At 37.6% G+C, this 26,080-nt stretch carries 27 protein-coding genes and 1 pseudogene; 21 read left to right on the top strand and 7 right to left on the bottom strand.

Annotated features, from left to right (window positions below):
• The first annotated feature begins 12 nt into the window (after nt 1-12).
• The 7 genes from LAV82_RS07065 to LAV82_RS07035 all read left to right on the top strand — a co-directional run bounded on the left by LAV82_RS07065 (nt 13) and on the right by LAV82_RS07035 (nt 7,566).
• Nucleotides 13-972: an L-threonine 3-dehydrogenase gene (locus LAV82_RS07065; RefSeq protein ID WP_211078065.1), complete on the top strand. Its 960-nt coding sequence runs from the start codon at nt 13-15 to the stop codon at nt 970-972.
• Nucleotides 973-1,182: 210 nt separating this feature from the next.
• Nucleotides 1,183-1,647, top strand: a complete 465-nt coding sequence (gene hutP / locus LAV82_RS07060; protein WP_013056267.1) for a histidine utilization transcription antiterminator HutP — start codon at nt 1,183-1,185, stop codon at nt 1,645-1,647.
• Nucleotides 1,648-2,001: 354 nt separating this feature from the next.
• A complete protein-coding gene (locus tag LAV82_RS07055) occupies nt 2,002-3,222 on the top strand; it encodes an MFS transporter (RefSeq protein WP_013056268.1) in 1,221 nt (406 codons plus the stop codon).
• A gap of 261 nt (nt 3,223-3,483) precedes the next feature.
• Complete coding sequence (locus LAV82_RS07050) at nt 3,484-4,149, top strand: type 1 glutamine amidotransferase domain-containing protein (protein WP_499715792.1); 666 nt, start codon at nt 3,484-3,486, stop codon at nt 4,147-4,149.
• A gap of 204 nt (nt 4,150-4,353) precedes the next feature.
• Nucleotides 4,354-4,644 carry a putative quinol monooxygenase gene (locus tag LAV82_RS07045; RefSeq protein ID WP_013056270.1) on the top strand — a complete coding sequence of 97 codons (291 nt, stop codon included), beginning with the start codon at nt 4,354-4,356 and terminating at the stop codon, nt 4,642-4,644.
• A 481-nt stretch (nt 4,645-5,125) separates the two neighbouring features.
• Complete coding sequence (locus LAV82_RS07040) at nt 5,126-6,565, top strand: aldehyde dehydrogenase family protein (RefSeq protein ID WP_013056271.1); 1,440 nt, start codon at nt 5,126-5,128, stop codon at nt 6,563-6,565.
• A gap of 152 nt (nt 6,566-6,717) precedes the next feature.
• A complete protein-coding gene (locus tag LAV82_RS07035) occupies nt 6,718-7,566 on the top strand; it encodes an MBL fold metallo-hydrolase (RefSeq protein ID WP_029324209.1) in 849 nt (282 codons plus the stop codon).
• A 137-nt stretch (nt 7,567-7,703) separates the two neighbouring features.
• Here the strand turns inward: LAV82_RS07035 and LAV82_RS07030 are convergent, their stop codons facing one another.
• Entirely contained in the window at nt 7,704-7,940 is a 237-nt protein-coding gene (locus LAV82_RS07030; RefSeq protein WP_013056274.1) for a hypothetical protein, read from the bottom strand.
• Nucleotides 7,941-8,106: 166 nt separating this feature from the next.
• Here LAV82_RS07030 and LAV82_RS07025 point away from each other — a divergent pair, with 166 nt between their 5' ends.
• The 3 genes from LAV82_RS07025 to LAV82_RS07015 all read left to right on the top strand — a co-directional run bounded on the left by LAV82_RS07025 (nt 8,107) and on the right by LAV82_RS07015 (nt 10,415).
• The gene (locus LAV82_RS07025) at nt 8,107-8,733 is read left to right on the top strand and encodes a LysE family transporter (protein WP_211078063.1); all 627 of its coding nucleotides are present in this window, start codon (nt 8,107-8,109) and stop codon (nt 8,731-8,733) included.
• Between the two features lie 127 nt (nt 8,734-8,860).
• Nucleotides 8,861-10,204: an amino acid permease gene (locus LAV82_RS07020; protein ID WP_499715789.1), complete on the top strand. Its 1,344-nt coding sequence runs from the start codon at nt 8,861-8,863 to the stop codon at nt 10,202-10,204.
• A gap of 70 nt (nt 10,205-10,274) precedes the next feature.
• Nucleotides 10,275-10,415 (top strand): hypothetical protein, encoded by a 141-nt coding sequence (locus LAV82_RS07015; RefSeq protein WP_013056277.1) that lies wholly within the window; start codon nt 10,275-10,277, stop codon nt 10,413-10,415.
• A gap of 44 nt (nt 10,416-10,459) precedes the next feature.
• On the opposite strand, the gene LAV82_RS07010 is transcribed toward LAV82_RS07015, so the two are convergent.
• On the bottom strand, nt 10,460-10,612 hold the full coding sequence (locus LAV82_RS07010; protein ID WP_013056278.1) for a YpzG family protein: 153 nt from the start codon (nt 10,610-10,612) through the stop codon (nt 10,460-10,462).
• A 225-nt stretch (nt 10,613-10,837) separates the two neighbouring features.
• Nucleotides 10,838-12,511: a ribonuclease J gene (locus LAV82_RS07005; RefSeq protein ID WP_211078062.1), complete on the bottom strand. Its 1,674-nt coding sequence runs from the start codon at nt 12,509-12,511 to the stop codon at nt 10,838-10,840.
• 218 nt (nt 12,512-12,729) lie between these two features.
• Between LAV82_RS07005 and LAV82_RS07000 the strand changes: the two genes are divergently transcribed.
• From LAV82_RS07000 to LAV82_RS06990, 3 genes are all read left to right on the top strand, one after another.
• Entirely contained in the window at nt 12,730-12,870 is a 141-nt protein-coding gene (locus LAV82_RS07000) for a hypothetical protein (RefSeq protein ID WP_013056280.1), read from the top strand.
• Between the two features lie 68 nt (nt 12,871-12,938).
• A complete protein-coding gene (locus LAV82_RS06995; RefSeq protein ID WP_155660526.1) occupies nt 12,939-13,085 on the top strand; it encodes a hypothetical protein in 147 nt (48 codons plus the stop codon).
• Between the two features lie 231 nt (nt 13,086-13,316).
• The gene (locus LAV82_RS06990; RefSeq protein ID WP_499715786.1) at nt 13,317-13,733 is read left to right on the top strand and encodes a hypothetical protein; all 417 of its coding nucleotides are present in this window, start codon (nt 13,317-13,319) and stop codon (nt 13,731-13,733) included.
• Between the two features lie 91 nt (nt 13,734-13,824).
• Here the strand turns inward: LAV82_RS06990 and LAV82_RS06985 are convergent.
• A pseudogene (locus LAV82_RS06985) lies at nt 13,825-14,028 on the bottom strand (KGG domain-containing protein); the annotation flags it as partial.
• A 220-nt stretch (nt 14,029-14,248) separates the two neighbouring features.
• Here LAV82_RS06985 and LAV82_RS06980 point away from each other — a divergent pair.
• Entirely contained in the window at nt 14,249-14,473 is a 225-nt protein-coding gene (locus LAV82_RS06980) for a transcriptional regulator (protein ID WP_211078061.1), read from the top strand.
• A gap of 97 nt (nt 14,474-14,570) precedes the next feature.
• On the opposite strand, the gene LAV82_RS06975 is transcribed toward LAV82_RS06980, so the two are convergent.
• Nucleotides 14,571-15,302, bottom strand: a complete 732-nt coding sequence (locus LAV82_RS06975; protein WP_064471505.1) for a ZIP family metal transporter — start codon at nt 15,300-15,302, stop codon at nt 14,571-14,573.
• A 461-nt stretch (nt 15,303-15,763) separates the two neighbouring features.
• On the opposite strand from LAV82_RS06975, the gene LAV82_RS06970 reads away from it, so the two are divergent.
• From LAV82_RS06970 to LAV82_RS06960, 3 genes are all read left to right on the top strand, one after another.
• A complete protein-coding gene (locus LAV82_RS06970) occupies nt 15,764-17,149 on the top strand; it encodes an amino acid permease (RefSeq protein WP_064471506.1) in 1,386 nt (461 codons plus the stop codon).
• Nucleotides 17,150-17,305: 156 nt separating this feature from the next.
• A complete protein-coding gene (locus LAV82_RS06965; protein WP_013056286.1) occupies nt 17,306-17,527 on the top strand; it encodes a hypothetical protein in 222 nt (73 codons plus the stop codon).
• A 156-nt stretch (nt 17,528-17,683) separates the two neighbouring features.
• Complete coding sequence (locus LAV82_RS06960) at nt 17,684-17,884, top strand: hypothetical protein (RefSeq protein ID WP_013056287.1); 201 nt, start codon at nt 17,684-17,686, stop codon at nt 17,882-17,884.
• Nucleotides 17,885-17,973: 89 nt separating this feature from the next.
• Here LAV82_RS06960 and LAV82_RS06955 read toward each other — a convergent pair whose 3' ends face one another.
• Together LAV82_RS06955 and LAV82_RS06950 are read right to left on the bottom strand one after the other, a co-directional pair.
• Nucleotides 17,974-18,183, bottom strand: a complete 210-nt coding sequence (locus LAV82_RS06955) for an alpha/beta-type small acid-soluble spore protein (RefSeq protein ID WP_013058452.1) — start codon at nt 18,181-18,183, stop codon at nt 17,974-17,976.
• A 90-nt stretch (nt 18,184-18,273) separates the two neighbouring features.
• Nucleotides 18,274-19,257 (bottom strand): LacI family DNA-binding transcriptional regulator, encoded by a 984-nt coding sequence (locus LAV82_RS06950; RefSeq protein WP_499715784.1) that lies wholly within the window; start codon nt 19,255-19,257, stop codon nt 18,274-18,276.
• A 309-nt stretch (nt 19,258-19,566) separates the two neighbouring features.
• Here LAV82_RS06950 and LAV82_RS06945 point away from each other — a divergent pair, with 309 nt between their 5' ends.
• The 4 genes from LAV82_RS06945 (at nt 19,567) to sacB (ending at nt 26,060) form a co-directional block, all read left to right on the top strand.
• A complete protein-coding gene (locus LAV82_RS06945) occupies nt 19,567-20,808 on the top strand; it encodes an MFS transporter (protein WP_211078059.1) in 1,242 nt (413 codons plus the stop codon).
• Nucleotides 20,809-20,829: 21 nt separating this feature from the next.
• Nucleotides 20,830-22,287 (top strand): glycoside hydrolase family 32 protein, encoded by a 1,458-nt coding sequence (locus LAV82_RS06940; RefSeq protein WP_499716127.1) that lies wholly within the window; start codon nt 20,830-20,832, stop codon nt 22,285-22,287.
• Between the two features lie 272 nt (nt 22,288-22,559).
• Nucleotides 22,560-24,020: a protein adenylyltransferase SelO gene (locus tag LAV82_RS06935; protein WP_499715783.1), complete on the top strand. Its 1,461-nt coding sequence runs from the start codon at nt 22,560-22,562 to the stop codon at nt 24,018-24,020.
• A gap of 588 nt (nt 24,021-24,608) precedes the next feature.
• Complete coding sequence (gene sacB, locus LAV82_RS06930; RefSeq protein WP_211078057.1) at nt 24,609-26,060, top strand: levansucrase; 1,452 nt, start codon at nt 24,609-24,611, stop codon at nt 26,058-26,060.
• Nucleotides 26,061-26,080 lie beyond the last annotated feature (20 nt).

Raw genomic sequence — 26,080 nt, 5'->3', positions numbered from 1 at the left:
GAGGATATTGACATGAAAAAAGTATTAATAACGGGTTCTTTAGGGCAAATCGGTTCTGAGTTAACGACGAAAATGAGAGAGATATATGGTTCAGAAAATATTATTGCCACTGATATTCGCAAAACGACGAGCGATGTCGTGACTTCAGGTCCATTCGAGATTTTAGATGTAACGGATCAGACTGCGTTATTTACTATCGCTAAAAAACATAAAGTTGATACGATTATTCACTTGGCTGCGCTGTTATCAGCGACAGCTGAGCAAAAACCGCTTCTAGCTTGGAATCTAAATATGGGCGGATTAGTAAACGCGCTCGAAGCAGCACGTGAGCTTCAGTGTCAATTTTTCACTCCAAGTTCAATTGGTGCATTTGGTCCAACGACTCCAAAAGACTGGACGCCGCAGGATACAATTCAACGTCCTACCACGATGTATGGTGTTAATAAAGTAGCGGGTGAATTACTTTGCGATTACTACCACCATAAATTCGGAGTAGATACACGAGGGCTACGTTTTCCAGGCTTAATTTCATACGTAACGCCTCCGGGTGGAGGAACAACGGACTACGCTGTTGAGATTTATTATGAAGCCGTTAAGCATAAGCGATATACCTCTTATATTGACAAAGGAACATATATGGATATGATGTATATGCCTGATGCACTAAATGCTGTTATCCAACTAATGGAAGCAGACGGTTCTAAGCTGAAGCACCGAAATTCATTTAACGTTTCTGCCATGAGCTTTGATCCAGAACAAATGGCGATTGAAATCAGAAAAACGATTCCGGAATTTGTGCTGAATTACCAAGTAGATCCTGTTCGACAAGCAATTGCTGAAAGCTGGCCTAACCATATAGATTCCAGCTGTGCGATGGAAGAGTGGGGATTTAAAGCAGAATATAACCTAGAAAAAATGACGAGAGAGATGCTGGGAAAGTTAAAAGTTGAATCACAGCTTGTCTTAACGTAAGTAGAGAAAAATGATTTCTTCCTTAGAAATAAAGTAAGCGCTTACTAAACGGTGGGTTACTTATTTATGCAAAGTCTACTTCGTAACAGTGGTGGACAGTACACATAGATCTCCTAACCCTTTAAGTGAGCGCTCGTTCGTTGAATAATCAGCACCCTTTTAGGTACCGTCTGTTAAAATAATAAGGGGATAGAAGGGAGGGAATGACAGTTGAGCAATAAATTTCAACAAGTTAATGATTTTTCAATGGGAAGATTAACATCTTTACTCGTTCTTTTACATAATACGGAACTAGCTGAAGGTATTGAAAAGGAAATCAATGAGAGAGGATACAGCTACACAGTAGGAAAAGTGGGAGCGATGGAGCTGTCTAAAGTCGTGGCGGCAATTGAAACGAGCGCCAAGACAAATAAAATTATTAATGCCCAGTCGTACCGGGAAGTTCACGCTCTTTATCATGCTATACTTGAAGCCATTCAAGGAGTTAGTCGAGGAACGCTGCAGCTGGGTGATATTTTACGGACGGTCGGACTCACATTTTCAATCGTACGAGGAAAAATTGAGTTTTCAGGATCAAGCGACGAATGGATTAGCGTTTGTGTGTATGGAACGATAGGTGCGCCTAAAAAAGGTTTTGAACATGATACATTAGGCTTTGGTTTTAACCATATTTAAAAAATAATGAACGAAATAGTATGAATGTAAAAAGTGAGAGATGTACATAGCTGCTTTAAAGAAGATATTTTTCTTATTGAAAGGTTCTGTGCGGCGTGTTAACATAATGATTAATATAATAACTGCCTTTAAGACGGTCCAGAGAGGCCGAAAAGGACGGATCACTTATTTACTGCTTCTATGCCTATCTGTGCCCTTTTGCCCTCTGCGACAAAAGGGCTTTTATGTGTTACTTACCTCTTTTAAACGAAGTCCAGAGAGGCTTCAAAAGAGAATGGAGATATGTTATTTATCCATTCCTTCAAAAAAGAAAGAGCGTTGATACAGAAAGAATACACTGGAGGGTGGAACAACATGAATTATCGTAACAAGACAGTTGTAGCATCAGTAGCAGGTTTGACGTTAGAAGGGATGGACATTATGTTTATCTCGTTTGCTATGTCAATGATTATTGCTGAATTTCACATTGATTTAGCAACAGGTGGACTTATTTCTTCTATTACGAATATAGGAATGCTGATAGGTGGAGTCATCTTCGGAATTTTAGCAGATAAATTTGGAAGAGTGCGGGTTTTTACCTACACGGTTCTTCTATTTGCAGTCGGAACGGCATTGACAGGTTTTGCAGCAAATGTTGAACAAGTGTATGCTTCGCGATTTATTGCCGGAATTGGGGCTGGAGGAGAGTACGGGATCGGTATGGCTCTTGTAGCAGAAGCGTGGCCGAAACATAAGCAAGGACGAGCTTCATCCTATGTTAGTATTGGCGCACAATTTGGAGTGATCCTTGCGGCGCTTTTAAGTTCTCTGATCCTGCCGATTTTCGGATGGAGAGCGCTGTTTTTTGTCGGAATTATCCCCGTCATTTTTGCTTTTATCGTACGAAAAAATTTAAACGAATCTCCTGAGTGGCTACAAGCTCAAAAAGAGAAAACAGCGGTTGTTAAAAATAATGGTAAGCTTCGTCAATTATTCGCTACGCCTAGGACGGCGATGACGACTATTTCGCTGGCAGTGATGGCTACAGTTCAAATTGCAGGCTATAACGGACTCATGATATGGCTTCCGTCTATGCTTCAGCAATCACAAGGCCTCTCTGTTTCAAGTTCAGCTCTTTGGACAATCAGTACAGCCGTTGGAATGATTATAGGCATGCTAACATTTGGTCAATTTATGGATCGTTTTGGTTCGAAACGTACTTTTGGAATCTTTCTTCTCGCTTCAGCTTGTGCGGTATTTTTATACTCGTATGCCGAAGGAAGTGCAGGGCTGCTGATAGGAGGAGCCGTAGTCGGATTTTTCTCAAACGGAATGTTCGCGGGATACGGAGCATTGATCAGCAGCCACTATTCAGTAGAAGTGCGCAGCACTGCAACGAACACTATTTTTAACTTTGGGCGAGCGTTGGGAGGGTTATCACCCATTCTTGTCGGCTATCTTTTGCAAAGCTATGATATGACAGTAGCGATGACGTACTTGGCGGGGCTGTACTGTATTTCGTTTATTTTTATGGTAAGTCTTAAAAGAACGGGAGAAAAGAAAGTGAAACAAATGAACGCTCAATCTGTTCTTTAAAATAAAAGACAGATTCTATGCTTTTCTGGAAAAACCGCGCTTACTCAAAAGGGCGGTTTTTTTGAGTGTATAAAAAATAAGTTCAGGTGTTATATGGTTGTTTCTTTCGGAGATTCTTTATTAACAATGACACATTATCTATAAAAATATTTATGGATAAGCAGATATTTTCTAATTTGTATTATAGTAATTCCTCTTTTACAATATAGTGTGTAAGGCGGAAACAGAAAATACTATCTTTATTTACAGGAGGACGTTACTATGTCTAAACATATATTAATGGTCGTAACAACGGCTGACAAAATGAAAGAAAATCATCCAACAGGCCTTTGGCTTTCAGAATTTGGTGAAGCGTACGTAGAGTTCGAAAAAGCTGGATTTACGATTACGGTAGCAAGTCCTCTAGGAGGAAAAGCGCCGGTGGATGCTCGCAGCCTTGAAGGGGAGACTTCTCAAGAAATCTTAAATACAGCTAAGCATCTAGAGAATACCCTAAAACTTGATACAATTACAGACAGTGCTAAATTCGATGCTGTTTTCTTACCAGGCGGTCACGGCACAATGTTTGATCTGCCAGATAATCAAACGCTCCATGCTTTAATTCGTGAACTATACGAAGGAGACAAAGTAGTAGCCGCTGTATGCCACGGACCCGCAGGCTTAGTAGGTGTTACATTATCAGATGAAAAGCCGTTGGTCGAAGGAAAAGATGTCGCTGCGTTTACAGATGATGAAGAACGTGAAACAACATTGGACCGCTTCATGCCGTTTCTTTTGGAAACACGTCTGGGTGAACTTGGGGCAAATGTAGTAGCTGCTCCAAACTGGACAGATAATGTACAAGCAGATGGCAACCTAATAACAGGTCAAAATCCTCAGTCAACAATCAGTGTAGCAAAAGCAGTCGTAAAGCAATTATTGAAATAAGATGTAAAAAAGCCTGTAGGCTTATAGCCTACAGGCTTTTTTATCAACAGCATCAAGAAAGACCGCTGTAGATAACATGGATGTTTTGCTGTCTTGGACTAGAGAAATCAATCATCATACAAAAAATATGATGGTCAGTGTAATAAATACAAAAAGAGGGAAGCTTTTTATAGGAAATATTTTTTAAAGAAATGAGGAAAAACGATGTCAGAAATTATTATTAACGCCATTTTGAAAGCCAAGCCAGGAAAAGAAGAAGAGCTTCGATCAGAGTTAGTAAAAGTTATTGAACCATCAAGAGGAGAAAAAGGATGTATTCAATACACTCTCCACCAGGATACAGAAAAAGCAGGCACATTTGTTTTTTATGAGAAATGGGAAAGCAAAAAAGATATTGAGGCTCACATTGAAACACCTCACTATCAACAATACAGACAGCAAACAGAACCGTTAATTGAAAGCAGAGTGGTACATCGTTTACAAGAAGTACGTTAATACAAAAGAGGGGAAAACAAAAGTGTTTTAGTTAAAGGAAGATCCGAACGAGGAACCGAGATTCTTGACGTAGAATCAAACTCGTTGGGATTTTTTTGTGGTTATGGTGAATATAGGTTCCATTTAGTGAGACCACGCAGGAGCGTAAGCGATGAGGAGGCTCATCGACCGTCCGCGGAAAGCGAAGGCTTGCACGGAAATCAACAGGGGTATAACAAATAATCCATACTAGCTCCTTTATCCCAATTGTTCAGCTTTAGATGGGATTGATTTCGTTATGACTCAATCTCTGTTTGTTATAAAGAACTAAAAAGCTTCAGGGGGAAAATAATTTCAGCTGCGAAAAGCGGATTGGAAAAGGGATAAGGCAGTGAAAGAAACAAAAATAATAGAAGCGGTGTTTGAGAAGCAGACAGGCGGGTAGATAAAAACTAGATGACATAGTTCAACAATTAACAAACTAAAAGGAGAGATCAAATCAATGCGTACAAATTTAAAACACTTCATTAACGGAGAATGGATTGAATCAACAGGAAACGAAACGTCAGATGTGATCAATCCTGCTACTGAAAAATCAATTGGTAAAATTAGTTTAGGTACAAAAGAAGATCTAGATAAAGCCGTGGCAGCAGCTAAAGCAGCTCTTCCCACATTTTCAAGAACAACAAAAGAAGAGCGAATTAAAATGCTTCGCAATATTGCAAAAGGATATGAAAAGCGTAAACAGGAGCTTATTGAAGTTATGACTGAAGAGCTTGGCGCTCCTTTAAAGATTTCAGAAGAAGTTCACTATGAAATGGGACTTAGCCACTTTAAAGAAGCAGCTAATGCACTTGAAGATTACACATTTGAAAAAGATCATGGAAGCTACAAGGTCGTGAAGGAGTCTATTGGAGTAAGCGGACTTATTACCCCATGGAACTTCCCAACAAATCAGACGTCTACTAAAATTGCAGGAGCTATCGCAGCAGGAAGTCCAATGGTATTAAAACCATCAGAACTTACACCGTATGCAGCGATGATATTAGCAGAGATCATTGATGAAGCTGGTGTACCAAAAGGTGCCTTTAACCTTGTAAACGGAACAGGAAGCACAATCGGTGACGGTATTAGTTCTCACCCGGACATTGATTTTGTATCATTTACAGGATCAGGTGCTGTAGGCGAAAAAATTATGCAAAATGCGGCTAAAACAATCAAAAAAGTAGCGCTTGAGCTAGGCGGGAAATCACCGCTAGTTGTATTAGAGGATGCGGATGTAGAAGAAGCGGCTAAAATAGCAGTTTCACACATTGCAATGAATACAGGGCAAGTATGTACGGCAGCAACGCGCATTATCATTCCTGCCTCTATGAAAGAAAAATTTGAAGAAGCAGTGAAGAAGGTTCTACCATCATTCCCAGTTGGTGATCCATTAAATAAAGACAACGTAACTGGACCACTCGTAGCGGAAAAACAGTGGGATCGCGTACAGGATTATATTAAAAAAGGAATGGACGAAGGTGCAAAACTTCTTACTGGCGGAACGGGCAAACCAGACGGCTTAGAGACAGGATACTTTGTTAAACCCACAGTCTTTACCGACGTTTCAAATGATATGGTTATTGCACAAGAAGAAATCTTTGGACCTGTAACAACTATTATTACGTATAATGATCTAGAGCAAGCTCTTGAAATTGCGAATGATACAATTTATGGACTTGCAGGCTATGCGGTCGGAAAAGACCAAGAAACACTTGACTATGTTGCTAAAAATATTAGAGCTGGTCAAATCATCGTCAACGATGCCGAGCAAGACAGAGCTGCACCATTCGGTGGATTTAAGCAATCTGGTATTGGACGCGAGTGGGGAGCATTTGGTATCGAAGAATATCTAGAGCCAAAAGCGATCATGGGCGTTAAAGTTCCGGCAAAAGTATAATTGGTGTAAAAAAAGAAAGGAGTTTTTCTCCTTTCTTTTTTTATGGATACATAAAAGAAAGCCAGTTAAAGAAAGAATAACGAAAGCAAAGGTGGATAGCATAAACGTGTATCACGTATACGAAGTGACACGTTAAAGGAGGGAATTATAAATTGAATAGAGAGATGCACGGAAGTTCATCAACGGAAAGTTTCATTCCCATGAGCTCTATAGCCAGTGGAAAAGGAGTCGAAGTGGCGCCGGATATCTACAGCTACACTACACAGATTGTTAACGTATGTTTTATAGGAAATCCAGACAAAGAAAATAGTTTTGTACTTGTGGATGCGGGAATGCCTAATTCGGCTTCTATGATTATCAAAGAGGCAGAAGAAAGGTTTGGAAAAGAAAAAAAACCAAAAGCAATTATTCTTACACATGCACATTTTGATCATATTGGATCTATTATTGAACTAGTGGAGAAGTGGAACATACCGGTATATGCACATCCACTTGAACTTCCATATGTGACGGGTAAAAAAAATTATCCTACACCAGATGGTACAGTGGAAGGCGGGCTCGTGGCAAAGCTTTCTCCACTATTTCCAACGGAAGCCATTGATTTAGGCTCTCACGTGCAAGCTTTACCAGCCGACGGCTCCGTACCTCATATGCCGGAATGGGAATGGATTCACACCCCTGGTCATTCTCCAGGACATATTTCTCTTTTTAGAAAGCAGGATCTGGCGCTTATCGCAGGAGATGCTTTTGTTACCACTAAGCAAGAATATTTACTGGATGTACTAGAGCAAGAATTGGAAATTAGTGGACCTCCTCGTTATTTAACTACGGACTGGGCATCTGCCAAAAGATCAGTTGAAGTGCTTCAGTCACTTTATCCATCTGTGGCGGTGACCGGACATGGAAAACCAGTTTCCGGAGAATGGCTTTCAACTAATTTATTGAAGCTTACGAAGAATTTCGATGAAATTGCTCGTCCTGATTACGGAAAGTATGTATAAGGCTAAAGAAAAAATGATACTCTTTACGCAGCTCTTAAAAGCTGCAGGTGAAGATCAAAAGCTCTACGAACTCAGTGAGTTCGTAGAGCTTTTTTAGTTTTTCGTATAAAAGTGAAAAAAGGTGGTTATTATCCTTATTAAAAATTTTGTTGAATAGCCTGCTGGGCTTCACGTAAATGTCTTAAGTGTTCTTCCATTCGTCTTAATTCTTTATCACCAGACGCCGCTTCTTTTTGTTCATTAATTTGCTGCTGAACCATATTCAAATGCATTTGAGCTTTTTGGAAATTGGCTGCATCCAAATTCATCTGTCCTTGATAAACAGCCTGTTCAGCTAATTGTAATGCTTCTTTAATATGAGTGTATGAATTCATGCTTCTCATCCTTCTGTATAGTATTTACAGTTAACATGCGCTGGTTTTTCGCAGGTATACAAAAGGATTTAGAAATAAAATAAAAATTACGTAGTACAAGCTAAGCAGGCTGCATACATTTATCATAGTTCAATTTATAAAACCTCAGAAGCAGGGAGGGATGCATGTGGGAGCTTTTTTCAGCTATATGTTATTAGGGCTATCGTTAGCCGCACCAATCGGTCCAATTAACGCCGCTCAGCTTGATAAAGGAATCAAAAATGGTTTTTTACATGCTTGGTTCTTAGGGATAGGAGCAACATCGGTTGACGCTCTTTATATGCTTGTAGTTTATTTTGGGTCCGTTCATTTTTTAAGCAGCGATTTTATGAAAACGTTTCTTTTTTCGTTTGGATGTTTCGTATTAATTTATACCGGTATTGAAGGGTTAATAAGCACAGGGAAAATTACACAGCATCGGAACGCAAAAGGAGATTCGGTATTAAAGTGTTTTTTTTCAGGTTTTTTAATTTCATTAACAAACCCGCTTACTATTCTTTTTTGGCTTGGTATTTATGGCTCTGTTTTAGCCAAAACAGCTAATACATACGAAACAGAACAGCTCATTTTATACAGCTGTGCTATTTTTACAGGGATTTTATGCTGGGATATTGCTATGGCAGCTTTAGCAAGCACTTTTCGAAGGTACTTAGCAGCGACATTTTTGACTGCAGTTTCCGTTATATCCGGCCTTTCTCTAATAGGATTTGGTATATATTTCGGCTGGCAAGCTGTACAGCAATTCATTATTTAAAAGGGGAGAAAGCAGAACTAAATTTAAAGCGTTTTCTATCTGCTGAAAAATAGTAGAAAGCTGCCTCTTTTTACGCATAAATTTTTCAAACTATCACACACTACATCGAGGTGTAAGGAGTGATAGTATGAAAAAGAAAATAGGCTGCGGAAGTCAGGTTGAAGGGAAATTAAAATGGTGGCAGCTGTCTTTAATCGGAGTAGGGTGCATAATCGGTACAGGCTATTTTTTAGGATCAAGTATTGCAATAAAAGCCACGGGCCCCTCTGTATTAATTGCTTTTTTACTAGCAGCAGTATGTACATTTATTGTATTTGACGCTCTGGCTAAAATGAGTGCTCAAGATCCTCAAAAAGGTTCGTTTCGCTCCTATGCTAAAAAAGCTTATGGAAGATGGGCAGGATTTAGCAGCGGATGGGTGTACTGGAGTTCAGAGATGCTGATCATGGGGAGTCAGCTCACGGCTTTATCTCTTTTTACACGTTTTTGGTTTGACGGTATTCCACTGTGGGTCTTTGCCTCTACTTATGCTGTTTTAGGCATTGCTGTTGTATTAATCGGAACAAAAGGCTTTGAACGAATGGAAAATGTATTTGCTGTTACAAAAGTGGCTGCCATTTTAATGTTTATTGTATTAGCTAGTCTCGCTTTATTTGGATTTCTTGACCAAGGTGCCAAACAAGGATTGCCGCGAACGATAAGTGAAGTACTTCCTCACGGGTTTTTAGGTTTATGGGGCGCTTTGCTTTATGCCTTTTATGCTTTCGGCGGCATCGAAGTCATGGGGATCATGACGGTTCGTTTAGAAAAAAAAGAAGACGCACCGAAAGCGGGAAGAAGTATGCTTATTCTCCTTGGAATTATTTATATTGTTTCACTGAGTTTAGCTATTTTAATTGTGCCATTTCATGATTTTCATGGAAATCAAAGTCCATTTATAACGGCTTTAGAAACATACCATCTTCCATTTTTTCCTCATGTTTTTAATGGAGCAATGATTGTTGCTGGGTTTTCAACAATGTCGGCGTCTTTTTTTTCTGTAACAACAATGATTGTCACTCTTTCAGAAGATGGAGATGCTCCTGCATTGTTTTCAAAACAAAAAAAGAAAAAGCTGCAATTTCCTTTACCGGCTTTACTTTTAACAACAGCGGGATTAGTTGTTTCTATTGTTCTTTCCTTGCTATTGCCCGGGAAAATTTATGAGTACATTACAACAGCAGCGGGACTGATGCTGATTTATAACTGGTTCTTTATTTTAATTTCTTTTCATCGCTTAATTAAACAAACCGTTTGGGATAAAGTAAAACAAGCTGTTGGCCTCTTATTAATCCTGCTTGCAGTAAGCGGTACGCTGTTAGAATCTGCAAGCAGGCCAGGTTTCTTTGCAAGCTTAGGCTTTTTAATTGTTATAAGCCTCGTTATTTTAAAACTGCGCCATAAGTGGAAAGAAGAAGAAGCCGCTAGCTAACATATATTTAATCTTTATGAGGGACACTATGCACGTTGTACAATTACAAAAATAAAAGGTGGTTATGATTATGCCAAAAAACAAGCAGACTCCTTCTTCACAAGTAGATCAAAAACAAATAGTAGATGACAAAGCAAAAGCGCTACGAGAAAATAATTATGAAGATGGTCATATTCGCAAGATAACTCAAAGCGGAGCAGACGGCCAATAATAAAAAAAAGACGCGTTCGCGTCTTTTTTTGTTGAAGTGTATCCTTACCAACGATGAGCTTTTGCATTACTTCGCAAGATGATGTTCGTTTGAGACATCTCTGTATGTCCATTTACTTGGGACTTTGAACGCTTCGGTCTCGTCCAGTTGTGGCGGAATAGTTCTGAATGCTGATCTACTTGATTTTTATCATTCATCATAATCACCTCAAGGATAGGATACTTTCACAAGATATTTACGGTGAAATATCTCTCTTATAGAATGGGATAAAAAAGAAGAAATACACCTAACACTTTTAACCATACATATAAAGGGAGTGCCTATTCATAAACTATAAAGGGCAACTTCTAACTTTGGGCTAAGCTTCGGATTTATAAAGTAAAACTGCCTTAGTGGGGACTAAGGCAGTTTTACTTGAGTAATCAAACTTCAATAATGATGGGAAGGATCATAGGTCTTCTTTTGGTTTGGTTATATAAAAATTGGCCAAGCGTTGTCTTGATTTCTTTTTTCATAATGCTCCATTGGTGAACATGAGTTTTTTGTAATTGATTTACAATTTTAGTCACTTGTCGATTAACATCTTTCAATAACTGCTCTGAATCTCTTGTATAAACAAAGCCTCGTGAAATGGTATCTGGACCAGACACAATTTTCCCTTCCGCTTTATTCAGAGTAACAACAATAACCAGCATACCATCTTCTGAAAGCTGTTTGCGGTCACGTAAAATCGCGTTGCCAACATCTCCAATGCCAAACCCATCTACATATACATTGCCTGCAGGGATTTTTCTTGTTTGAACAGCTTTTCCGCCCTTGATGTCAACAATATCACCGTTATTTATAATAAAAATGTTCTCTTTTTCCACCCCTACAGATTCTGCTAATAAGCTGTGGTGATGAAGCATTCGAAACTCACCGTGAATCGGGATAAAGTACTTTGGTTTCATCAATGTAGCCATTAATTTTAGTTCTTCTTGATAGCCATGTCCTGATACGTGCATACCTGTTGCGCTTCCTGAACCATAAATCACATGAGCCCCGAGTGTGAAAAGACTGTCGACAATACGAGAGATATTACGTTCATTGCCAGGAATAGGCCCTGCTGATAAAATGACCGTGTCTTCAGGAAGAATCTCTACTTGTCGATGATTTCCGCTGGCTAATCTAGATAGAGCGGCCATCGGCTCGCCTTGGCTTCCAGTGCAGAGAATAGCGACTTGTTCAGGCGCAAGTGAATGTACTTCATAAGGTTCAATTAGCATCCCTTCAGGAATGGTTAAATACCCTTTCTCTAACGCAACTGATACAACGTTAACCATGCTTCTTCCTAGCAGCGCAAGTTTTCTGTTCGTTTTAATCGCTGCATCTACAATTTGCTGTACGCGGTTAACATTGGAGGCGAAAGTAGAAATAATTACTTTTCGCTTTGCTTTACGAAAAGCTTCTTCTACATGTTTGCCAACTAGCTTTTCTGAAGGCGTAAATCCAGGGCGTTCAGCATTTGTACTTTCTGATATTAAAGCCAGTACACCTTCACTGCCGATTTTTGCCATTTTATGAAGATCTGGATATTGGTCGTTAACAGGAGTTAAATCAAACTTAAAATCCCCGGTATGCACAACAGCTCCTTCAGGCGTATGAAAGACAATTCCAAGACAATCTGGAATGCTGTGATTCGTTTTAAAAAAAGAAAGCGGAATATTGCCTAATGTAATTTCTGACTCTTCGTTGATTTCAATAAGCTCCGTCTCTGCAGATAATTGATGTTCCTGGAGTTTAATGTCAATTAATCCAAGGGTAAGGCTTGTTGCATAAATTGGAAGGTTCAACTGTTTTAAAAGATAAGGAATACCTCCAATATGATCTTCATGGCCATGCGTAACAACCAGTGCTCGAACTTTTTCTCGATTCTCTTGCAAGTATGTAATATCAGGTATAATCAAATCAATTCCTAATAAACTTTCATCAGGAAATTTAGAGCCGCAGTCGATTACAATGATGTCATCATCATATTGAACCGCATACATATTTTTTCCTATTTCATTAATGCCGCCTAAAGCAAAAATGGATAGTGTGTTTCTATTTGTACTCAAACTTATTTCCTCCTATATTTTCAAAATGAATATGCAGAATTTCTACTCTTAGTATGAACATTTATTTCTGGTGCATTCTGTTAAATATGGAGATTTTATTTTTTATTCAATTTTAGGGATGCAAGCAAAAAGAAAAGCAGGTCATTTTCCTAATACTACCTCTTATTTTCTTTTTATAACTCCATAAGATATAGATGTTACACATGGAGGTGGATGGAATGAGTAAACAAAATAAAAGCACAAACCAAGGAGTCAGCAGCAGTGCAGCTGCTGTCGATAATGTGAATAAAAGTATTTTATCAAACGATATTCATACAGATGAGCTTCAAAAAGCAAAGGTAAGCCGTCATAACAAATAAAAGATTGACAACAAAAAGAGCAGCTTTGAGCTGCTCTGGATAAAATAGAGATAGGGAAGTGAAAAAACGTGTCAGAAAACAAAAATTCTCAATATAAAGAAGAAAATAAGTCAACTCCTAGTCGCCCTCTTGAATATAAAGAACGCACAAATGAATCACAGAGTACAAGTCAAATGCTGCGCAGCATTCTCGAATATTCGAGTCGATATCGTTAATAAAATTTTACATATAAAACTGTAAGGATACGTGGGCAATATAAAAGTTGAAGCACCGCTTTAATACATAAAAAAGCAAGCAGCCATGCTTGCTTTTTTTATGTATAGCTGTGTACATATTGAAAAAAAATCATACATACGTTATTTTAGATAAACGTATGTATAATGGTAAACCTGTACATGTATTTTTCGGAAAAAATTAAAGTTTGGAGAAAAGAAGTGGGGGATTTTATGAATTTACATGATTTTGTTCATGGAGTAGATCCAACAATAAAGCTAGTTATTGAAGATGAGTTTCCTGGAACGCGGTGTGTAGGCGGAAAGTACGTTCCTAGCACGCATTCTATTTTTTTATATGAAAAAGATATTAAAATACAGTGTCGGCACTTGTTTGGTTCAAATGAGTGTTTAGAATCTTATCAATGGATTATTTTAGCTCACGAATTAGGTCATGCGCTAGATGAAGACCTTTTATCTTTGAGTGCAAAATTTGAACAGACAGAAGATATAGGTCTTTTGTATCGAATTGAATGTAATGCTTGGGAGATAGGAAAGAAATTGATTCCTTTTATTAATTCAGAGCTATTCTCATCCATAAAAGATCAATCGTTAGCCCATTACCATAAAGAGATGGAGAAGATTAGTTAGAAGAAGAAAAGTTCCTGTGGCTTATACTATAAGGAACTTTTCTTCTTCGAGCTGTTTATATACTTCAAATACTAGTTAATACTAGTTAATTATTACGCTGGCTGCTGCTGGATCTGCCGCCTTTTTTTCCAATTTCCTCGTAAAATTCTTTACCTTGATTTTTGGAAGTAGCTTCTCCGCCTTTTTCACCAATTTCTTGGTAAAACTCTTTGTCATGATTTTTGGAAGTAGCTTTTCCACCTTTTCTTCCTGCTTCTTCACGGCTCATTTTTTCATTCTTTTTATTAGTTGCCATCTTGCATTCCTCCTAATAAATTTGAATTCATAGTCTGTCTTCCCGGTCAAAAAAGGATTAAACTGGTTATTTTATATTTTTTCTAAAAATTAGATTTTTCTCAAAATTATCAGACCACGAAGCCCTGTATAGTAGTATTTATTAAGTTAAAATTAATCTTAAAAAAATTTATATGAAATATGATATGGTTAATAGAAATAAGAAAAAGGAGCTTAGAAACATGTCAAAATATGTAGAAATGGATAACGCATCGCTGCGACAGAAAATACAAGAATACAAAGAATTAATTTGGAGAGTAGGGCCAGGAAGTGAAAGAACTATAGAAGCTGTTCAAGAGATTCAAGGAATGGAAAAAGAGTTAAAAGCACGCAATGCAGAATTTGAAACTACGGATTGGAAAGCCTTTACTCGGGAAATAAAAGAAAACTACGATTTTACTTATTAAGAAGACACATTCATAATAATGTGATAAGGAAAAATGTCTCCAAGTAGAAGGCTTTCTGCTTTCTACTTGGAAACAGATAGAAATAGTATGAAGACGATTAAGAAAAATGATCTAGTATCAGTGAAGCAAGTAATCCAAGTGCAGCAATTAATCCCGTAATAGAACCTCCTTCTTCATAGGCCTCTGGCATCATTGTAGAACCTACCATAGCAATAATACCACCGCCGGCAAAAGCAGCAATAGCAGCCATAAGTGTCTCAGATGCATGGTCTAAAAAAACAAAGCCTGTCCATGAGCTAAAAGCTGAAATGAACAAAACAGCTGCCCATAGTAAAAAAATTTTCTTTTTAGAGAATCCGCTTTTCAATAGACCGGTCGTACTGGACAGTCCTTCAGGAATATTACTTATAAAAATAGCGATAACTAGAAGCCAGCTAACGGTTGCATTTTCAAGTAAGCTAGCCCCAATCATAATGGACTCTGGGATTGCATCCATTACGGTTCCTATAAATATAGCAATTCCAGAACTATTCGCAGCCATTTGTTTGGTAGACCTCTTTCTTTTATTCGCTCCTTGACGTGAAATTAGATAGTCTAAAAAAGTAAAAACGACAGCCCCGGCAAGAAAACCAAGGGAAGTAGCTTTTAAACCACCGTTATGAACCGAGTCTCCAAGCAGCTCATAGGTAGATGCTCCGATTAATACACCTGTCCCAAAAGCCATAATATAACCAATTATCTTTTTGCCGATAGGCAAAAAAACTGCTGCTAAAGCACCAAGAAGGACAGCTGATCCTGAAATTCCGCCCCACATCGCAGCTTGCCACATGAAAAATCCCTCCTCATCTCTATTTTCTATGGATACTTTCCCTAAGAAGAGAAAGAAAAAACGTAAAAGTAGAAGAAAGGAATTTTTTCGATTAAGAAGTGGTTTCATTTCGTTATCCTTAAGAAATAGAGTGTTCCGGCACCCTGCGTCTATATCTATTTTTAATATTCATAAAATTTAAATTATACTGAAATAAAAAACTATTTCACTGAGATGACTGATTTAACAAAGGTAAATGGTTTACTTGAGTGTTTTTCTGAAAAAAACAATTGTATTTCTGAGGGAAATTCATTATTATAAAATAAGTAATTATACAGTCGAATAGCTAAAAATAGAAAAAATAGTTTAGTTGTAAAGGTGCTGGTTAAAAATGGAAGGTTTTAAAAACGATAGCTGTTCCATCAGCCACAAAAAGTATCTTTCCTAACAGAGCTATAACAAGTTTAGGAGGAGGAAATGGAATGGCAGACAAAGAGCTAAAAAGAGGCTTAGAATCCCGTCACATTCAAATGATCGCGCTAGGCGGAACAATTGGCGTTGGATTATTTATGGGATCAGCAAGCACCATCCAATGGACAGGTCCATCGGTATTGCTTGCTTACGCAATCTGCGGAATGTTTATTTTCTTTATTATGCGTGCCATGGGCGAAATGCTGTACATGGAACCAAGCACAGGTTCATTCGCTACATTTGGCCACAAATATATTCATCCATTAGCAGGTTATATGGCTGCGTGGAGCAACTGGTTTCAATTTGTAATCGTAGGTATGTCTGAAATTATAGCGGTAGGAGCATATATGCATTACTGGTTTCCCCATTTACCAGCTTGGGTGCCTGGTATTATCGCCATGTTAATTTTAGGCACAGCAAACTTAATTTCAGTAAAATCATTTGGAGAGTTTGAATTTTGGTTTGCGATGATTAAGATTGTAACAATTATTTTAATGATTATCGCAGGACTTGGGTTAATTTTCTTTGGATTTGGAAATGGCGGAGACGCAATCGGGTTATCAAACCTTTGGGCACACGGCGGCTTCTTTGCAGGTGGATGGTCAGGCTTTTTCTTTGCGCTATCTCTTGTTATTGCAGCTTATCAAGGAGTCGAGCTAATTGGTATTACAGCTGGTGAAGCAAAAGATCCTAAAAAAACGTTAACAAGCGCAATTCAAAGCATCATTTGGCGAATCTTAATTTTTTATATTGGAGCAATTTTTGTCATCGTGACGGTATATCCGTGGAATGAGTTAGATTCTTTAGGAAGTCCATTTGTATCTACATTTGCTAAAGTTGGCGTTACAGCAGCTGCAGGTATCATTAACTTTGTAGTTATTACAGCAGCGATGTCAGGCTGTAATAGTGGAATTTTTAGTGCAGGACGCATGCTTTATACGCTTGGTGTAAACGGTCAAGCACCTAAATTCTTTACGAAAATTTCTCGTAACGGTGTTCCAATTTACAGCACACTCGCTGTTATGATTGGGTTAGTAATTGGCGTTATTTTAAACTACATCGCTCCACCGAATGTATTTGTTTATGTATACAGCGCTAGCGTGCTTCCAGGAATGATTCCTTGGTTCATTATTCTTATCAGCCAAATTCGTTTCCGTAAAGCTAAAGGTGCTGAAATGAACAGTCATCCTTTCAAAATGCCTTTTGCGCCTGTAACAAACTATATAACTATTGCTTTTTTACTTATGGTGCTTGTAGGCATGTGGTTTAATGATGAAACGCGTATTTCACTTATTGTAGGGGTTATTTTCCTCGCTCTTGTTGTCATTAGTTTTTACGCATTCGGAATAAATAAGCGTATGATACCTGATACAGAGAACGGTCAAATAAAGAAATAAATATACTTTTTCATAAGTGAAAGGCAAAACAAAAAAACGGCTGAGAAAAGCCGTTTTTTTGTTTTGTTTAAATGAAAGATACAAGAAAAATGTCATTGTACGCTGATAGTTTGGATAAACTATATTCGTTCATATAACGTAAAGGGAGCGAATATTATGAGAAGCCACAGATATATTATTAAAGATTCACTAAAAGCTGATGAAGTTGCCCGAGATTTGGAACTGCAGCTGGATATAAACCGAATGTCGGATGTCAGAATCCTTTCGGTAAATGCACAAAACGAAATACTCGTTCAAATGGAGGAGGAGAACGAAGAAGCAGGAGATGTCATTGATGTATTTATGAAAGAGTATAAAACCGCAGAAATTATTGAATAGCATGTAATTGAGAAGAATATTGAGGGGTTTCGTTGAATAAATAAAAAGAAAACACCTTTACTTTTTATTTAAAAAGGAACGCACGAAGAAAACTTCTTGTTTATCAAGAAGTTTCTTTTGTATCTGAACATTTGTTTGTATAGGTAGGGAGAGGTGATGAAGGTGAAAAGAAATGGTGAGGGTCACGTCTTTTTTATTATTCTCGGAGGCCTGTTTATTTTAATAGGCACACTCTTTGCAAATACTTCCGTTTATTTTCTCATCTCCGGATGGATAGCAGCTGTCTGTTGTTTAGGAATCAGCGCTGTACTAAAGAAAGGAAAAACAAAATCAGTCAGTAAAGAGGAGGAAGAATAATAATTTTTATATAAAGATGGAAAGTAAATATATGAAAAGGAAGAATGGATATCCATTCTTCCTTAAGTCATGGTGTGTATGAAATTGTCTTAGAAACGTCCGCCGCCAAGTTGTTGCTCAGCTAATTGTACAAGACGTTTTGTGATTTCGCCGCCTACTGATCCGTTTGCACGTGCAGTAGTGTCAGCTCCTAAATTTACTCCGAACTCGCTAGCGATTTCATATTTCATTTGATCGATTGCTTGTTCAGCTCCGTATACTAATAATTCATTATTATTGCTGCTTTTGTTGTTTGCCATTGTATTCAACTCCTTTCTGTAACGTTAAGGTGTGAACAAAGGAAGAAGAATATGCAACAAACTGATATTTATTTTATAAAAAACGTATTTTTACGTTGTTTGTCCCTCTAGAAGCTTAACGGGAAGGCAGATTTCACGAGGTATATTGATGAATTCTCCTTCAATTTCTTTTAGTAAAATATCAATGGCTGTTTGAGCAATCGATTCAATGGGCTGTTGAACTGTAGTTAGACTAGGTAACAAAGTCTGACTGGCCTCCGTTCCGTCATAGCCCACGATTTTTAAATCTCTTGGGATGTTTTTTCCTCTTTTTTGTGCTTCCGCAACTACTAAAGCTGCAAGTAAGTCATCACTTGCAAAAATACCATCTACTTCCGGATGTTCTTCGAAAACCTTAGAAATAGTTTCTCGCTGAATGTTGCGGTCAAAGGTATTTGAAATTTCATACGTGATAGGCTGTTTTCCGTCCTTTTTCATCACGTTTTCATAAGCTTTCCTTCTTAAGTTAGCTGGAGTTTCAAGTTTAAGGGGGCCGTTAATATGAACAATATGCTTACAACCTTTTGAAATGAGCAATTCCGTGGCTTGTTTTCCTCCAGAATAGTTATCAGAAGATACGGTAGGAATATCTTTCGATAAATAATGATCCACTGCTACCACAGGAAGACTTTGACTTTCTGAATCAAAAATACCTCTATTATAAGTAACGGCAATAACACCATCTACCTGATTTCTAATGAGCATCTCTACATATTTTTTTTCTTTATCAATTCGATTAAGACTGTTACAAAGAAGTACTTTGTAGTTAAGAGAAGCACATATACTTTCAATGTGAAAGGCTAACTCTCCGAAAAAAGGGTTGCTCGTTTGCGGGACAATCATACCGATTAAATTTGTTCGCTTATTAAATAATGAACGCGCAATATCATTTGGGAAATAATTAATTTCTTTCATTGCTTTATAAACATTTTCTCGCGTTTCTTTGCTTATGTAACCACGGTTATTTAATACACGAGAAACGGTAGTCGGTGAAACACCTGCAATTTTTGCTACATCACTAATTTTGGCTTTCATCTAGTTTCCTCCTAATTTCTCCAAAGCATTGCTTTTATAGTATATATCAGACATGTAAAAGCCTTAAAATAAATGCAATCAAGCAAGCAGCTTTCCAGTCGTTACGTTTTATTTTAATCGATAAAAATCTATGTAAGAATTGTAAACGGTTTATTAAACAATTTAAACATACCACAAAGCCCACTTTTACACCTAATACAATCTTTTTGCAATATAAAGTATGAAACCGGTTGACATAAAATCAAATTGAAAGTGCTTTCATTTTGTTAGATAAAAGATTTTATATCTTAAGCTAAAGGGGTAACTAAAATGAAAAGTTCAAAAAGTTTATATTGGAAGCTGAGTGCATATTTTTTCTTCTTCTTTTTTACGTGGTCGTCTAGCTACTCTTTATTTTCTATCTGGTTAGGGCAAGAGATTAAGTTGAACGGATCAGCTACAGGCTTAATCTTTTCTGTAAACGCTATCTTTGCTTTGTGTATGCAGCCTTTGTACGGATATATATCTGACAGGATAGGTTTAAAGAAACATATTTTATTTTTTATTAGCTGTCTTTTAGTGTTTGTAGGACCATTTTATATTTTTGTTTATGGGCCTTTGCTTCAATACAATGTGTTGATAGGAGCTATTATTGGAGGCTTATATTTAGGAGTAGCGTTTTTGGCGGGCATCGGAGCGATTGAAACATACATAGAGAAAGTCAGCCGAAAATATAAATTTGAGTACGGAAAATCTAGAATGTGGGGGTCATTAGGCTGGGCTGCAGCTACATTTTTTGCAGGACAACTATTTAATATTAATCCCCATATTAACTTTTGGGTGGCATCTGTTTCAGCGGTTATCCTAATGGCTATTATTTTTTCTGTAAAAGTAGAAATGAGCAGCTATGAAATGGAAAAAGCTGAATCCGTCAGGCTGAGAGATGTAAGTAATTTATTCTTATTGAAGGAATTTTGGTTTTTTATGATTTATGTTGTTGGCGTTACGTGCGTGTATGGGGTATACGATCAGCAATTTCCTATCTATTATGCATCTTTGTTTCCTACTGAATCGATAGGTAACCAAGTATTTGGCTACTTAAATTCGTTTCAAGTATTTTTAGAAGCTGGAATGATGTTCGCAGCACCGTTTATTGTAAATAAGATCGGTGCAAAAAATAGTTTAATTTTAGCAGGATTTCTAATGGGGTTTCGTATTATTGGGTCAGGGCTTGTTGTTGGTCCAATTGGAATATCTTCGATGAAACTTATTCATGCATTAGAACTTCCTATTATGCTCATTGCCATCTTTAAATATTTGGCAGCTAACTTTGACACGCGCCTATCTTCTATACTTTATTTGGTTGGATTCCAATTCGCTTCACAAATAGGTGCTTCAGTTCTTTCACCTATAGCCGGAGGATTATATGATAGCGTAGGTTTTTCCCGTACCTATTTAATTATGGGAGGTATGGTTTTGGTATTTAACGTTATTTCGATGTTTACACTACTAAACTCTAAAAAACACAAGTTTATAAGAAAAGATGTACAAGAAAAAACGCAGATTATATAGGGGGATATGATGATGTTAACGATAAATAAAATCGAACAAGCTCAACATTCATTAAATGAAGCAGAGAAAAAGGTAAATCATCAATACCGGTTAGGGTATCATATTATGGCGCCAGCGAACTGGATTAATGATCCGAATGGGTTGGTTCAGTATAAAGGAGAATATCATGTTTTTTATCAACATCATCCATATGACGAGAATTGGGGACCGATGCATTGGGGACATGTCAAAAGCAAAGATCTTGTTCATTGGCAGCATTTACCGATTGCTTTAGCTTCTGGAGATACATTTGATAAAGATGGATGTTTTTCTGGAAGTGCCGTGGATAACGAAGGAGAGCTTACGTTAATTTATACAGGACATAATTATATAGACAAAGAGCTGGATACTTTTTTTCAAAACCAAAATATAGCTGTTAGTAAAGACGGCATTACCTTTGAAAAAGCAGAGACCAACCCAGTTATTGCTGAGCCGCCAGCAGATAGCTCTCATCATTTTCGGGATCCTAAAGTATGGAAGCACGAAGATTTCTGGTATATGATTCTAGGAAACTCAACAAAGAAAAAAGAGGGACGTGTTATCTTATACCGATCTTCAAATCTACGAAAATGGGAGTATGTTGGTGTTCTTGCTAAAAGCGGTGGAGATCTAGGGTATATGTGGGAGTGCCCAGACTTCTTTGAGTTAGACGGAAAGCATGTGTTAATGATTTCTCCTCAAGGGATAGAAGCAAAAGGTGATTCTTATCACAACCTTTTCCAAACAGGATATTTAGTTGGAGAATATAATTACGAAACCAATACATTTCATCATGGGTCATTTACTGAATTAGATTACGGCCACGATTTTTATGCTGTTCAAACGCTTTTAGATGATAAAGGGCGGCGAATTGCAATTGGCTGGATGGACATGTGGGAAGCTAATATGCCAACGAAAGAGGATGGATGGTGCGGTGCGCTAACGCTTCCGAGAGAACTAACTTTAAGAGAGGATAAAGTGTTAATGAACCCCGTCCAAGAGCTTACATCACTTCGGAAAACTCAGTATAATATGCTAACCAATAAAGCTCTTTCTAACAGCTATGTAGTAGAAGTAAATGAAGACTTGCTAGAGATACAAGCTGTATTTGATTTAGCGGACTGCCAAGCTTCATCGGTAGGAATAAAAATTCGTGGAATAAATAACGAAGAAACGCTTATGTGTTACAACCTTAATGAGCAAAAGCTATTGCTTGACTGTACTTACTCGGGAAAAGAAGATGGAGTGAGGAAAGTAGCGTTACAAGCAGGTGAGACACTAGCTTTACGAATATTTGTGGACCGTTCTTCCGTTGAAGTATTTGCAAACGAAGGACAAGCGACCATGACGAGCCGTATTTATCCAAAAGAAAGCAGGCTCGGAATTGAGTTATTTACTGAAGGAGGAAACGTAATCGTAAAAGAGTTAACGTATTGGAATTTAAAAGATATTTGGGGGTAAAATACAGAGGAAGAAGTATATTAATACTTCTTCTTTTTTGAGCATTTAATAGCTCGTCAACAAAGTGGAGGTATATAAATGGATAAGGCACTTTAGATTAAAAGTACGAGCAAATACGATATAATAGTAAAAGAGATAATGAATGAAAGAGAAACTGTCCTGCTCTAAGATGCCCAGAAGAAAGTAGGACAGAGAAGGGCTACTGTGCTTATAAAACAACGATCAGTAAAGAAAGAATTATGTTTTAAGACACAAAAAGAAAAGGAGATACGATGACTAATCAAAAAGAAACAGGATGGAATTTACGTAATAGCTATGCGGAGTTACCAAACATCTTTTTTACGCCTCTTGATCCTAATCCAGTGAGTTCACCTAAAATAGTTAAATTTAACGACTCTTTAGCCGCATCTCTAGGGTTACAAAAAGAACAGCTGCAAAGCCCAGAAGGAGTTAGCATTTTGGCTGGAAACAGTGTCCTAAAAGGTGCTTTCCCGCTTGCACAAGCTTATGGGGGGCATCAATTTGGTCACTTTAACATGCTAGGAGACGGCCGGGCTATGCTGATAGGGGAGCAAGTTACGCCTTCAGGTGAGAAAGTAGATCTTCAGCTTAAAGGCTCAGGCCGAACTCCGTATTCCCGCGGAGGAGACGGTCGTGCAGCTCTAGGACCTATGCTGCGTGAGTATATTATTAGTGAGGCCATGCATGCTCTTGGTATTCCGACTACTCGGAGCCTAGCAGTCGTAACAACAGGCGAATACATTGTTCGTGAAAAAGAACTGCCGGGGGCGATTTTGACGCGTGTAGCTTCCAGTCACCTTCGTTTTGGCACATTTCAGTTCGCTGCAAAATGGGGAACGGTCGAAAACCTTCAAGCTTTAGCTGACTATGCATTAGAACGTCACTTTCCCCATATAGAAAAGAATGAAAAAAAATATTTATCATTGCTTCAAGAAGTGATTAAGCGTCACGCTACCCTAGTTGCCAAATGGCAGCTTATTGGTTTTATTCATGGCGTCATGAATACGGATAATATGACAATTAGTGGAGAAACAATTGATTATGGACCATGTGCATTTATGGATACCTATGATCCAGAAACTGTATTTAGTTCAATTGATGTACAAGGGCGCTACGCTTATCAAAATCAACCAGGCATTACAGGGTGGAATCTTGCGAGGTTTGCTGAGGCTTTATTACCGCTATTGGATCAAGATATAGAAAAAGCAGTTGAAATAGCGCAAAGCGCCGTGACGGAATTTCCAAAATTCTATCGGGAAAACTGGCTGGCAGGTATGCAGGCTAAACTTGGGCTTTTTAACGAAGAAAAAGAAGATGAAGCATTATTCCAAGAGCTTCTTACAATAATGAAAACCTATGAAGCTGACTATACAAATACGTTTCGTGCATTAACTTTCGATAAGCTAGAAAATAGTGATCTGTTTAAAAGCAAAGAGTTTGCACAGTGGCATGAGCTATGGCAGAAAAGACTAGGTAGACAACAACAATCTAAAGCGGAGTCACAAGAGCTTATGAAAAATAATAATCCGGCTGTCATTCCTCGAAATCACCGAGTGGAAGAAGCGTTAGACGCAGCACAAAAAGAAGACTACAGCGTGATGGAAACCCTTCTTGAAGTGCTTTCTAGCCCATATGAATCTCCGGGTCAGCCAGAGTATTGTACACCGTCTGCTCCGTCTAATCAGCCTTATCAAACGTATTGCGGAACTTGATTCATTTAAATAAGAACTGCTATTTAAAAACAGCATAAATGATATCAAAAAGAGCTCTTTATAAAGAGCTCTTTTTGATTTTCTGAAAAATGTATTATTGATTATTAAAATGATAACGATTTCTCGTGAAAAGCTACATAAAATTTAACAGGATAAAAGAATCAAATTGAAAAGTAATCATCTAATTCTTTTGTCTCTTATTATTGCCAATAGGAACTATTATATAATAAATTATTCCACTATTTCACAAAAAATACATTAACGATATTTTTTTGAAAACGGCTTACTTTAACAGCTGTAGAAGAGCTTATAAAAAATAGCAGGTTAAATATAATGATGAATTTGCCCATTTAATCAAAAAGTTGAAGGTTTAAGACTTTATAACTAAATAAAAAATACAAGGGGAGAAAAATGAGATAATCACTCCATTTTACCTATTTGACTTTTCAATATTATGCAAGTAATCTTGGAAAGGTAATGGAACCGGTTCTGTTATTTCACCAGATTGATATTACTTCTCGATACATAGAAAATGAATTGCATATGAGTGACACAAGAAAAGGTATTATATAAAAGGGAGAAAAACAGATGAATATTAAGAAAATCGCAAAGCAAACTACAGCTTTATCTTTTGCTACAGCTCTGTTAGTAGGTGCTGGATCTCAAACATGGGCTGCTGAAAGCAATCATAAAGATACCAACAATAATTATGGAGTTTCCCATATTACGCGTGATAACATGCTGAAAATTCCTCAGCAGCAAAAAAGCGAACAGTTTAAAGTTCCAGCTTTTGATAAATCAACAATCAAAAATATTGCCTCTGCAAAAGGGTATGATAAATCGGGCAATTTAATTGATTTAGACGTATGGGACAGCTGGCCTCTGCAAAATGCTGATGGAACAGTAGCCAACTATCATGGTTACCAAGTTGTATTTGCACTAGCAGGTGATCCGAAAGATGCTGATGATACATCTATTTATGTGTTTTATCAAAAAATCGGTGAAGATTCGATTGACAGTTGGAAAAATGCAGGAAGAGTGTTCAAAGACAGTGACAAATTTGTACCGAATGATCCTCATTTGAAAAAGCAAACACAAGAATGGTCAGGATCTGCTACTTTAACATCAGACGGAAAAATACGCTTATTCTATACTAACTTTTCAGGTGCAAACTATGGAAAACAAACCTTAACAACAGCTCAAGTAAATGTATCCCAGCCAAGTGGAGATACGTTAAAAATTGAAGGTGTTGAAGATCATAAATCCATTTTTGATGGTGATGGTAAAAAGTATCAAAATATTCAGCAGTTTATTGACGAAGGCGCATATGGTTCAGGAGATAATCATACGTTGAGAGATCCTCACTATGTAGAGGATAAAGGGCATAAATACCTGGTGTTTGAAGCAAACACAGGAACTGAAGATGGTTATCAAGGTGAAGATTCCCTTTACAATCGAGCTTACTACGGTGGAAATAATCCATTTTTCCAATCAGAAAAAGAGAAATTACTTCAGAGCTCTAATAAAAAGAAAGCCTCTTTAGCAAACGGTGCATTAGGCATTGTTGAACTAAATAACGATTATACCTTGAAAAAAGTAATGGATCCACTGATTACTTCAAACACGGTGACAGATGAAATTGAACGCGCAAATGTATTTAAAAAAGATGGGAAATGGTACTTATTCACAGATTCTCGCGGATCTAAAATGACTATTGATGGTATCGGCCAAGATGATGTATATATGCTAGGGTACGTATCAAATACGCTGACAGGAAAATACAAGCCGCTAAATGATACAGGACTTGTTTTACATATGGACCTCGACCCTAATGACAAAACGTTTACGTATTCACATTTTGCAGTTCCACAAGTGAAAGGAGACAATGTCGTAATCACAAGTTACATGACAAACAGAGGCTTCTATTCAGAGGAACATTCTACTTTTGCTCCTAGCTTCTTGTTAAATATTAAAGGATCAAAAACAGCTGTTGTGCAAAACAGTATTTTACCACAAGGGCAATTAAGTACGGATAAATAATTTTTAAAAACGAAAGAAGA

Source organism: Bacillus sp. ILBB4 (assembly GCF_035064545.1).
Lineage (GTDB): Bacteria > Bacillota > Bacilli > Bacillales > Bacillaceae_H > Priestia.
The sequence above is the reverse complement of the archived record's forward strand: the minus strand, read 5'-3'. Positions and strand labels throughout refer to the sequence as shown.

Bases quoted from the DNA above. Each gene is read 5' to 3' on its own strand.
- LAV82_RS07065 (WP_211078065.1), top strand. From the start codon at position 13: ATGAAAAAAGTATTAATAACGGGTTCTTTAGGGCAAATCGGTTCTGAG.
- LAV82_RS07055 (WP_013056268.1), top strand. From the start codon at position 2,002: ATGAATTATCGTAACAAGACAGTTGTAGCATCAGTAGCAGGTTTGACG.
- LAV82_RS07050 (WP_499715792.1), top strand. From the start codon at position 3,484: ATGTCTAAACATATATTAATGGTCGTAACAACGGCTGACAAAATGAAA.
- LAV82_RS07045 (WP_013056270.1), top strand. From the start codon at position 4,354: ATGTCAGAAATTATTATTAACGCCATTTTGAAAGCCAAGCCAGGAAAA.
- LAV82_RS07040 (WP_013056271.1), top strand. From the start codon at position 5,126: ATGCGTACAAATTTAAAACACTTCATTAACGGAGAATGGATTGAATCA.
- LAV82_RS07030 (WP_013056274.1), bottom strand. From the start codon at position 7,940: ATGAATTCATACACTCATATTAAAGAAGCATTACAATTAGCTGAACAG.
- LAV82_RS07020 (WP_499715789.1), top strand. From the start codon at position 8,861: ATGAAAAAGAAAATAGGCTGCGGAAGTCAGGTTGAAGGGAAATTAAAA.
- LAV82_RS07015 (WP_013056277.1), top strand. From the start codon at position 10,275: ATGCCAAAAAACAAGCAGACTCCTTCTTCACAAGTAGATCAAAAACAA.
- LAV82_RS07010 (WP_013056278.1), bottom strand. From the start codon at position 10,612: ATGAATGATAAAAATCAAGTAGATCAGCATTCAGAACTATTCCGCCAC.
- LAV82_RS07000 (WP_013056280.1), top strand. From the start codon at position 12,730: ATGAGTAAACAAAATAAAAGCACAAACCAAGGAGTCAGCAGCAGTGCA.
- LAV82_RS06990 (WP_499715786.1), top strand. From the start codon at position 13,317: ATGAATTTACATGATTTTGTTCATGGAGTAGATCCAACAATAAAGCTA.
- LAV82_RS06980 (WP_211078061.1), top strand. From the start codon at position 14,249: ATGTCAAAATATGTAGAAATGGATAACGCATCGCTGCGACAGAAAATA.
- LAV82_RS06975 (WP_064471505.1), bottom strand. From the start codon at position 15,302: ATGTGGCAAGCTGCGATGTGGGGCGGAATTTCAGGATCAGCTGTCCTT.
- LAV82_RS06970 (WP_064471506.1), top strand. From the start codon at position 15,764: ATGGCAGACAAAGAGCTAAAAAGAGGCTTAGAATCCCGTCACATTCAA.
- LAV82_RS06965 (WP_013056286.1), top strand. From the start codon at position 17,306: ATGAGAAGCCACAGATATATTATTAAAGATTCACTAAAAGCTGATGAA.
- LAV82_RS06960 (WP_013056287.1), top strand. From the start codon at position 17,684: ATGAAGGTGAAAAGAAATGGTGAGGGTCACGTCTTTTTTATTATTCTC.
- LAV82_RS06955 (WP_013058452.1), bottom strand. From the start codon at position 18,183: ATGGCAAACAACAAAAGCAGCAATAATAATGAATTATTAGTATACGGA.
- LAV82_RS06950 (WP_499715784.1), bottom strand. From the start codon at position 19,257: ATGAAAGCCAAAATTAGTGATGTAGCAAAAATTGCAGGTGTTTCACCG.
- LAV82_RS06945 (WP_211078059.1), top strand. From the start codon at position 19,567: ATGAAAAGTTCAAAAAGTTTATATTGGAAGCTGAGTGCATATTTTTTC.
- LAV82_RS06935 (WP_499715783.1), top strand. From the start codon at position 22,560: ATGACTAATCAAAAAGAAACAGGATGGAATTTACGTAATAGCTATGCG.
- sacB (WP_211078057.1), top strand. From the start codon at position 24,609: ATGAATATTAAGAAAATCGCAAAGCAAACTACAGCTTTATCTTTTGCT.